We start from the raw sequence: 8,454 nt of genomic DNA, 5'->3' as shown, positions 1-8,454 counted from the left end.
CGACTCTGACTCCAGCGCGGCCGGCTCACAGCCCCACACCAACTCTTCGGACAAGCCACTTCCCGGACCCGCCACGCAACACCCTAGAACTCCACTCACTGCTGCGTCTTGACACAGAGGGGTGCCAGATCCGGACGTTGGCGTCAGGCCTCGAAGGCAGACCGTCCCTGGGTGATCTGGCTCGCGGTGTCGGCTCCCGACCACGTGAACCATGGTTCGTCGCCGGACTTGGGGACGACGAGGGCACCGTTGCCTGCAAGCGCGCGGGTTACCTCGCCTGTGTCGAGAAACGCGCGACTGTTGTAAGAGAACGCCCACGCGGTGTCGTACTCGGTGACGTCCGAGATCACCCAGTCGCCCGCTGCGAACTCCGGGTAGCGGGAGTTGAGCAACGAGACAGCCACTCGGCGTGCGTCATCCTCGGTCATGGGTTCGAGGCTACCGAGCGTCGGCGCTCTGGGCGCTCGCTCATCGGCAGATCCGGATGCTCAAGGCGTCAACGCCAGGAGGCGCGACCGTCCGGAGCCGGACCTCAGAGGTGCACGCCCGCGTACATGCCGATGAGGTAGGTGACGCCCATCGCGAGCACGCCGCCGCTGACGTTTCGCAGGACCGCGGGCAGCCGGGGGCTCAGCCCGATCTTGGCGCTGACGAAGCCGGTGAGCGCCAGGGCGGCGACCACGCTCAGCACGGTGACGAGGATCCGCGTCTCGGCCGGCACGAAGGCCACGATCAGCAGCGGCAGCAGCGCGCCGATGGTGAAGGCGAGCATCGAGGCCCACGCCGCGTGCCAGGGGTTGGTGAGGTTGTCGGGGTCGATGCCGAACTCGATGTCGGCGTGGGCGCGCAGGGCGTCGTGCTCGGTGAGCTCGCGCGCGACCTGCTCGGCGGTCTCCTGCGAGAGGCCCTTCTCGACGTACATCTTCGCGAGCTCGCGCTCCTCGGTCTCCGGCATCTGCCGCAGCTCGGTCGCCTCGAGGTGGAGGATCGACTTCTCGGAGTCGCGCTGGGTGCTGACCGAGACGTACTCGCCCGCGCCCATGCTCAGCGCGCCGGCGGTCAGGGCCGCGATGCCGGCGATCACGATCGTGCCGCTGTCGTCGGTGGCGCCCGCGACGCCCATCACCACGCCGGCGGTCGAGACGATGCCGTCGTTGGCGCCGAGGACGGCGGCGCGCAGCCAGTTCAGCCGCGTGCCGACGTGGTCGCCCAGGTCGTCGTGGAAGTGCTGGGGCTCCTCGTCGGTCCCGATCTCCATGCTCACCCCACGATCCTCGCCCGCGGGAGGGGCCGTCGCAACGAAGGTGAGGCTGCGCTCAGCCGTCAGGCGAGGGCGTACGTCCCCAGGACCTCGTGGCGTGGGCGCCGGCGCGGGCCCTCGCCCAGGTGGGACGCCACGAGGGCGAGCTCGGTGACCTGCCAGCGCGGGGCGTCGGCGTACGCGTCGAGGAGCCGGACCCACGAGGTGACGTTGGCCGGCCGTCCGAGCCGCGCGAGGGTCAGGTGCGGGTGGAACCGCTGCCCGTCGACACGGGCGCCGGCGCGGGACACCGCGGCCCGAGCAGCCGTTGCCAGCTGGTCGAGCGCGGCGTCGTCGTCGGGCTCCAGCCCGGCCCAGAGGACGCGGGCGGCGTCGGGGTGCGGGAAGGCGCCGCCGCCGGCGACGCGCATCCCGAACGACACCCGGCGTGCCGCCGCCTCCGCGAGCAGGTCGTCGAGCTCGTCCAGCGACCGCTCGGGCACCGACGCGGCGAACGCCAGCGTCACGTGCCACTGCTCGGGCGTCGACCAGCGGAAGGCCGCGGCCTCCCGGCGTACGTCCAGGAAGGCGTCGAGGTGCTCGACGACCTCGGCGGGCGGGACAACCGCGACGAACGCCCGCATCAGAGCCCCAGGTCGCGCCCGATCAGCATCTTCATGATCTCGTTGGAGCCGGCCCAGATCTTGGTGACCCGGGCGTCGCGCCAGGCGCGGGCGACGCGGTACTCGTTCATGTAGCCGTAGCCGCCATGGACCTGGACGCAGTGGTCGAGGACGTCGTTCTGGACCTGCGAGGTCCACCACTTGGCCTTGGCCGCGTCGACGGGGGTCAGCTCCTTCTTGGTGTGCGCGATGACGCACTGGTCGACGAAGGCCTGGGTCACGTCGACGCGGGTGACGAGGTCGGCGAGGAGGAACTGGGTGTTCTGGAAGGCGCCGATCGGCTGCCCGAAGGCCTGGCGGTCCTTGGCGTACTGGACCGTCTCCTCGAGGATCTGCTTGGCGTGGGCCAGGTTGGTGATGGCCGAGCCGAGCCGCTCCTGCGGCAGGAACTGCATCATCGAGATGAAGCCGGTGTCGAGCGGGCCGACGAGGTCGGCCCCGGAGACGCGGACGTCCTCGAAGGCGAGCTCGGCGGTGTCGGACTCGTCCTGGCCGACCTTGTCGAGCACGCGCCCGACGCTGAACCCCTCGAGGGTGGTGTCGACAGCGAAGAGCGAGATGCCCTTGGCCTTCTTCTCCGGGGCGGTGCGCGCCGCGACGAGGACGAGGTCGGCGGAGCCGCCGTTGGTGATGAACGTCTTGGACCCGTTGATGATCCAGTCGTCGCCGTCACGCACCGCGGTGGTCTTGAGGTTGGCGAGGTCGGAGCCGCCGCCGGGTTCGGTCATGCCGATCGCGGTGACGATCTCGCCGCTCGCGCAGCCGGGCAGCCAGCGCGCCTTCTGCTCGTCGTCGGTGAGGTGCACGAGGTAGGGCACCGTGATGTCGGCGTGGATGCCGACGCAGCTCGGCAGGGTCATGTTGACCTTGGCCAGCTCCTCGGTCAGCACCGCGTTGAAGCGGTAGTCGCCGGCCTCCGAGCCGCCGAACTCGTCGGGGATCTCGAGGCCGAGGAAGCCCTGCTTGCCGGCGGCGAGCCAGAACTCGCGGTCGAGGCCGTGGTTGTCGGCGTACGTCTCGAGGTGCGGGGTGACCTCGCGGTCCAGGAACTGCTTGACCGAGGCGCGGAACGCCTCGTGGTCCTCGTCGTAGATCTCACGCTTCATGCCGCTATGTTACCCGTGAGTCACCAAGCCGACCATCATTCCCAAGACGGTCCCGGGCCGGCCGGTTTCGGCGTACCGTCGCGGCGTCGGACTGGTGAGGGGGCGAGCGCACGGTGAGGGACAGCGACGTGGCGTGGGCACGCCCGCGGGGACAGGCGTGGGGCAACGAGTCGCAGCGCGCCGTCCTGCACGCCGTCGCCGAGGACATCGCCAAGCGGACCCAGCACAAGGTCGTGGCCATCGAGGCCCTGCGCTCCGACGGCTTCCTCGAGTTCGTCGCCATCGCGGGCGACGACGCGGCCCGCGACAAGATGCTCGGGCAGGCCTCACCACTGGCGCTCGACCACATCCACGACCTCGGGCAGGAGATGGACGGCTGGCGCCACATCCCCAGCGAGCGCCTCGACGACGTGACCCGCGCGTTCCTCGACGAGTACGGCCACAAGCCGGACGTGCCGGCCTCGGGGCTGCCCAACGGGTGGGACCCCGACGACCAGCTGGTGCGCCTGCTGGAGAACAAGGACGGCGAGCTGCGCGGGCTGCTCTACCTCGACGAGCCGCTCTCCGGCCTGCGGCCGACGCCCGAGGTGGTGGCGGCGATCAACGCCGAGGCGGGCGTGCTGTTCGAGGCGATCGTCAGCATCGTCGAGCGCGAGCTCTACGGCGAGCAGGTCCGCATGGTCACCCAGGCCCGCCGCGCCATCGACACCGTACGGCCCGGCCTGGGTGTCGCGGACCTGATGTCCGAGCTGTCCCGCGCCCTCGGCGAGGCCCTCGACGTCGCCACCGTCGACGTGGTCGTGTCCGGCTCGGTCGTCCCGGGCCTCGAGGACGACCGGCACCGCATGGGCGAGGTGATGCGTCGCCAGTGGGAACGGCGCGGCCACGTCGTGGTCGAGCGCGAGCGGACCTGGAGCATGCAGGAGGAGTCGGTGGAGACCCCGCCTTCCCTCACCCGGCTCCTCGACGCCCACGACCTGGGGTCCGGTCTCCTCGTCCCGATCGGCGCGGGCGAGGAGTACCTCGGAACCCTGGCCATGGGCCGCGCGGCGGACGCGCCGCGCTGGATCGCCTCGGAGATCAACGCGGCCACCGTCGTGGCCGCCGACCTCGCCCGGCTGTTGCTCGAGGCCCGCCTCGGCGAGCGCGAGCGTGCGCTCAACGCCGAGCTGCGCGGCGTCAGCGACTACCGCCGCGACATGGTCCTCACGCTCGCCCACGAGCTGCGCAACCCGGTGAGCGTCCTGTTCACCCACCTCGAGCTGCTCGGCCAGGTCCCGCAGACCGACGAGGCGCAGGAATCGCTGGACGCGCTCGTCCGGGCCACGCGCCGGATCGAGGACATGGTCGAGGACCTGATGGCCCTGGCCTCGGTGAGCGACCCGGAGCGCGGCACGTCGATGACCGAGGTGGACCTCTCCGCCCTGGTCCACGAGTGCGCGGAGTTCCTCGCGCCGATGGCGACCCTGTCCGGGGTCGAGCTGCGGCTCGCAGTGGCCGACGACCTCGTCCTCACCGGCGAGCCCGCCGCGCTCCAGCGGATGGTCACCAACCTGCTCTCCAACGCGTTCAAGTACACCGAGGCCGGGGGACGGGTGAGCATGGACGTCGCGCGCGCGACGGCCGACGGGGGCGACGGCGTACGGGTCACCTGTGCCGACACCGGCATCGGGATCCCCGCCCACGAGGTCGACAAGGTCTTCACGCCGTTCTTCCGCTCCGGCAGCGCGGAGGCGCGCAGGCGTCCCGGCACCGGCCTGGGCCTGGCGATCATCGAGCGGGTGGTGACCGCCCACCACGGAACCGTCCGGGTCACCTCGGACGTGGGCGAGGGGACCACCTTCACCGTGTGGCTCCCGCTCGCCCCACCCGCCGAGGTGGGCTGAGCACCACGCCGGGCAACAGTTCGTCCACAGCCGGGCCCAAGACCTGCGGAAACCCGCCCGGCCGCTTGGCGCCGCGCCTACCATCCCAGTGGCGGGTGGGGAGGACGAGTGCGCCATGGAGCAGGGGCAGAAGGGGGAGCGCAGGACGCGCGACCTGAGCTGGGGTGATGCACGCGCCCGTGCGCTGATGCACGCCCTCGCCCGGGACGCCGCCACCCGCGCCGGCTTCCGCGTCTGCGCCATCGAGGTGGTCCGCCCCAAGGGCCTGCTCGAGTTCGTCGCGATCTACGGCGACATGACCAGCGCCCAGGAGCGGCTCGGCACCGCCTCGCGGCTGTCCGACATGCAGCAGGTCTTCGCCGTCGGCGAGCCGTTCGGGCTCTTCATCTGGGTCCCGGAGGAGAACTTCTCCGAGGAGCTGCGCGAGCAGATGGACGGCGTGATCGTCGTCCCCGACATCCCGGTCACCGGGGAGGTCGGCGACTGGCACCCGATGGACATGCTGGTCGCACGGATCCTCGACGAGCGCGGCGACCTCCGTGCCCTGCTCTACGTCGACGTCCCCGTCGACGGGCGGCGCCCCGACAAGGAGCGGCTCCTCGAGGTCTCCGACGAGCTGTCGATGACGCTCAACTCGGTGCTCACCGCGATCGAGCGCGAGGAGTACGCCGACCACATGCGGGTCATCCGCGCCACACGGCGCCTGGCCCGCTCCGGCCCGGCCCGCCACGACGTCGGGCACCTGCTGCGCGAGGCCCGCTCCACGCTGCTCGGGGCGCTGTCGGTCGACGAGCTCGAGATCCGCGTGTTCATCGACGAGGACGTCGAGGCCCCCGACAGCCTCGGCCTCCAGATGGCGCCCGAGGTGCGCCGCGCGCTCGACGAGGCGGCCGCGCGGGCCTGGGTCGGCCAGCACGTGCTGGTCATCGAGCCGGAGAACGTCTGGGGCGACGCCGAGCTGACGGCGTACGCGCCGTGGTTCAGCGACGCGCTGCGAGCGGCCGGCTTCGAGGCGGTCGTCGTGGCGCCCGTCGGTGTCGACGACGAGGTGCTCGGCATGCTGATGTGCGCGCGTCGCACCGGGTCACGGCGCTGGACCGACGGCGAGGGGGTCGCCGCCCTCGAGCTCGGGCACGACCTGGGCCGCGCCATCGCCAACGCGTACGCCACCCAGCGCGAGCGTCGTCTGCTGACCGAGCTGCGCGAGCTCGAGGAGTCGCGACACCGCTTCCTGCGCGAGCTCACCCACGAGATCAACAACCCGATGACGGTGATCGCGGCCAACGCCGAGTTCCTCGCCTCGAGCGAGTTCGTCGACGAGCGCGACCGCAAGCGCGCGCAGGCGATCCTGCGCGGCAGCGAGCGCCTGGGCGACCTGCTGCAGGGCCTCGCGATGCTCTCCCGCGTCAGCGACCCGCAGTCCCCGCCGGCCATGCAGCACACCGACCTCGTCCCGATCGTCGAGGAGACGCTGTCGGCGATGACCGCCGTCGCCGAGCGGGTGGGCGTGACGCTGCACCTGGTCGGGGACCTCGGCGAGGCGGTGGTCCTCGGCGACCCGCGCGAGATCGCCAGCGCCGTCACCAACCTCGTCGACAACGCGGTCAAGTACTCCAACACCGGTGACGAGATCTGGCTCGGCGTCGAGCGGCGTGCCGACGGTGGCCTGTCCTTCGCGTGCCGGGACGAGGGCATCGGCATCTCCGACTCCGACCAGGCCAACCTGTTCGCGCCGCTGTTCCGCTCGACCAACGAGGAGGCGCTGATGCGCCCGGGCACCGGGCTGGGCCTGGGGATCGTGCGGGAGATCATGCAGCGCCACGGCGGCAGGGTCGAGGTGGAGTCGACGCTCGGGCGCGGCACCTGCGTACGGCTGCACTTCCGTCCGCTCAGCTCCGACGAGCCGGACGACGACCCCTCGCCACGCGACTCGACGAGCTGGGTCGTCGGGTCCTGAGGCCGGTCAGGGACGGATGACGTCCTTGCGGGGAGGCGCCTCGACCTCGACGTCGACGTCGAACTCCGAGAACGAGAGGGTGCCGCCGTCCTGGGTGGCGGTGGACTCCAGCCTCACGACGTGGTGGGGCGCCTCGCTCAGCACCCAGGTGTTCTCGTCGTGGGCACCGCCGGGGGAGGCGGTGAGCTGCACGGCCTTGTGGCCGTCGATGGTGGTCTCCTCCACGACGCTCGCCGGGACCGGGCCGTCGACCGCGTCCCGCTTCGAGCGGCCCTTGCCGGCCTTGCCCTGCTGGCCGAAGTCGACGACCTCGAAGGTCGCGAGCAGCGCGTCGAAGTCGCAGAGCCGCGTCGCGGTGCGGCCGTCGAGCTGCACCCAGGAGCCGCTGAGGCGGTCGAGCACCTGCCGGGGCACGGACCCGCCGCCGAGGCGGTTGAACGCGCCGGCCTCGCCCTTGAGCCACGCCCGGTTGCCGATGCGACGGATGTCGAGGTGGCTGCCGCCCACCCGGATCGTGCCGGTGCACCGGTCGTCGCGGTCCATGCTGAGGTCGACGAAGTACTGCTCGCCGCCGTCGCGGACCTGCCCGGTCACCCGCAGGCTCGTCACGTCGAGCATCGCCTCGCTGGCGGCGACGACGATCGCGTCCCCGTCCTTCTGGGCGAAGTCGCTGGTGGTGAAGTCCTCGTACACGCTGCACCCGGCGGTGGTCGCCACCAGCGCGGCGGTTGCCGCCACCACTCGGATCACGCGCATGGGTCCCCCTCGTTGCTGAGCCGCTCGATCTCATCACGGACCACTGCGTGCCGCAGGCGATCGGGGCAAGTCAGTCGAGCAGCTCCTCGACCCACTCGGGCACGAGGCGGCTCGCCGGCCCGCGGCGCGACTCGGCGAAGTCGGTGGCTCCGGCGCTCGGCTCCAGGTTCAGCTCGAGCGTGTGGCCCCTCGCCCAGTGCACGAACGCCGCGGCCGGGTAGACCGTCCCCGAGGTGCCGATCGAGACGAACAGGTCGCACTCCCACAGCGCCTGCTCGACCACGTCCATGCCGTGGGGGACCTCCCCGAACCACACGACGTCGGGACGCAGGGTCGCCGACCCGCACCCGGGGCAGGGCGGACCGTCGACCAGCGGCCCGTCCCACGGGTGCCGGGCGTCGCAGGCGGTGCACCAGGCGGACTGCAGCCGACCGTGGATGTGGTGGACCCGGCGGGAGCCGGCCCGCTCGTGCAGGTCGTCGACGTTCTGCGTGACGACCAGCAGGTCGTCGCCGAGGGCGTCCTCGAGGCGTACGAGCGCGTGGTGGGCCGCGTTGGGCTCCACCCGGGAGAGGGCGGCGCGCCGCGCGTCGTAGAACCGCTGCACCAGGTGCGGGTCGTGGGCGTACGCCTCCGGGGTGGCGACCTGCATCGGGTCGTGGCCCTCCCACAGTCCGCCGGAGTCGCGGAACGTGGTGAGCCCGCTCTCGGCGGAGATGCCGGCGCCGGTGAGCACGACGATCCTCTGGTGGCGGGACATGCTCCAGTCCTACCAGCCCGTCACCCGTAGGGGTGCGCGCCCATGGAGGTGGCGCGGCGACTCCGG

Annotated in this window: 8 protein-coding genes; 2 read left to right on the top strand and 6 right to left on the bottom strand. The window is 71.8% G+C overall.

Annotated features, from left to right (window positions below):
- Positions 1–143 precede the first annotated feature (143 nt).
- From IEZ24_RS18505 to IEZ24_RS18490, 4 genes are all read right to left on the bottom strand, one after another.
- Positions 144–428, bottom strand: coding sequence for a YrhB domain-containing protein (locus tag IEZ24_RS18505; RefSeq protein ID WP_129456220.1), 285 nt, complete (start codon positions 426–428; stop codon positions 144–146).
- 104 nt (positions 429–532) lie between these two features.
- Positions 533–1,258, bottom strand: coding sequence for a VIT1/CCC1 transporter family protein (locus IEZ24_RS18500; protein WP_129456293.1), 726 nt, complete (start codon positions 1,256–1,258; stop codon positions 533–535).
- A gap of 65 nt (positions 1,259–1,323) precedes the next feature.
- A complete protein-coding gene (gene thpR, locus IEZ24_RS18495) occupies positions 1,324–1,884 on the bottom strand; it encodes an RNA 2',3'-cyclic phosphodiesterase (protein WP_129456221.1) in 561 nt (186 codons plus the stop codon).
- Complete coding sequence (locus tag IEZ24_RS18490; RefSeq protein WP_129456222.1) at positions 1,884–3,029, bottom strand: acyl-CoA dehydrogenase family protein; 1,146 nt, start codon at positions 3,027–3,029, stop codon at positions 1,884–1,886. Before IEZ24_RS18490 ends, thpR begins: the two co-directional genes overlap by 1 nt.
- Positions 3,030–3,157: 128 nt before the next feature.
- Here IEZ24_RS18490 and IEZ24_RS22460 point away from each other — a divergent pair, with 128 nt between their 5' ends.
- A complete protein-coding gene (locus IEZ24_RS22460) occupies positions 3,158–4,915 on the top strand; it encodes a sensor histidine kinase (protein ID WP_129456223.1) in 1,758 nt (585 codons plus the stop codon).
- A gap of 115 nt (positions 4,916–5,030) precedes the next feature.
- Positions 5,031–6,872 carry a sensor histidine kinase gene (locus IEZ24_RS18480; RefSeq protein WP_129456224.1) on the top strand — a complete coding sequence of 614 codons (1,842 nt, stop codon included), beginning with the start codon at positions 5,031–5,033 and terminating at the stop codon, positions 6,870–6,872.
- Between the two features lie 6 nt (positions 6,873–6,878).
- Here the strand turns inward: IEZ24_RS18480 and IEZ24_RS18475 are convergent, their stop codons facing one another.
- Positions 6,879–7,628, bottom strand: coding sequence for a hypothetical protein (locus tag IEZ24_RS18475; RefSeq protein ID WP_129456225.1), 750 nt, complete (start codon positions 7,626–7,628; stop codon positions 6,879–6,881).
- Positions 7,629–7,698: 70 nt separating this feature from the next.
- A complete protein-coding gene (locus IEZ24_RS18470) occupies positions 7,699–8,388 on the bottom strand; it encodes an NAD-dependent deacylase (RefSeq protein ID WP_129456226.1) in 690 nt (229 codons plus the stop codon).
- Between the last annotated feature and the right edge of the window lie 66 nt (positions 8,389–8,454).

Origin of the sequence: Nocardioides ganghwensis, from assembly GCF_014779655.1 — a bacterium.
Taxonomy (GTDB): Bacteria; Actinomycetota; Actinomycetes; order Propionibacteriales; family Nocardioidaceae; genus Nocardioides; species Nocardioides ganghwensis.
The sequence above is the reverse complement of the archived record's forward strand: the minus strand, read 5'-3'. Positions and strand labels throughout refer to the sequence as shown.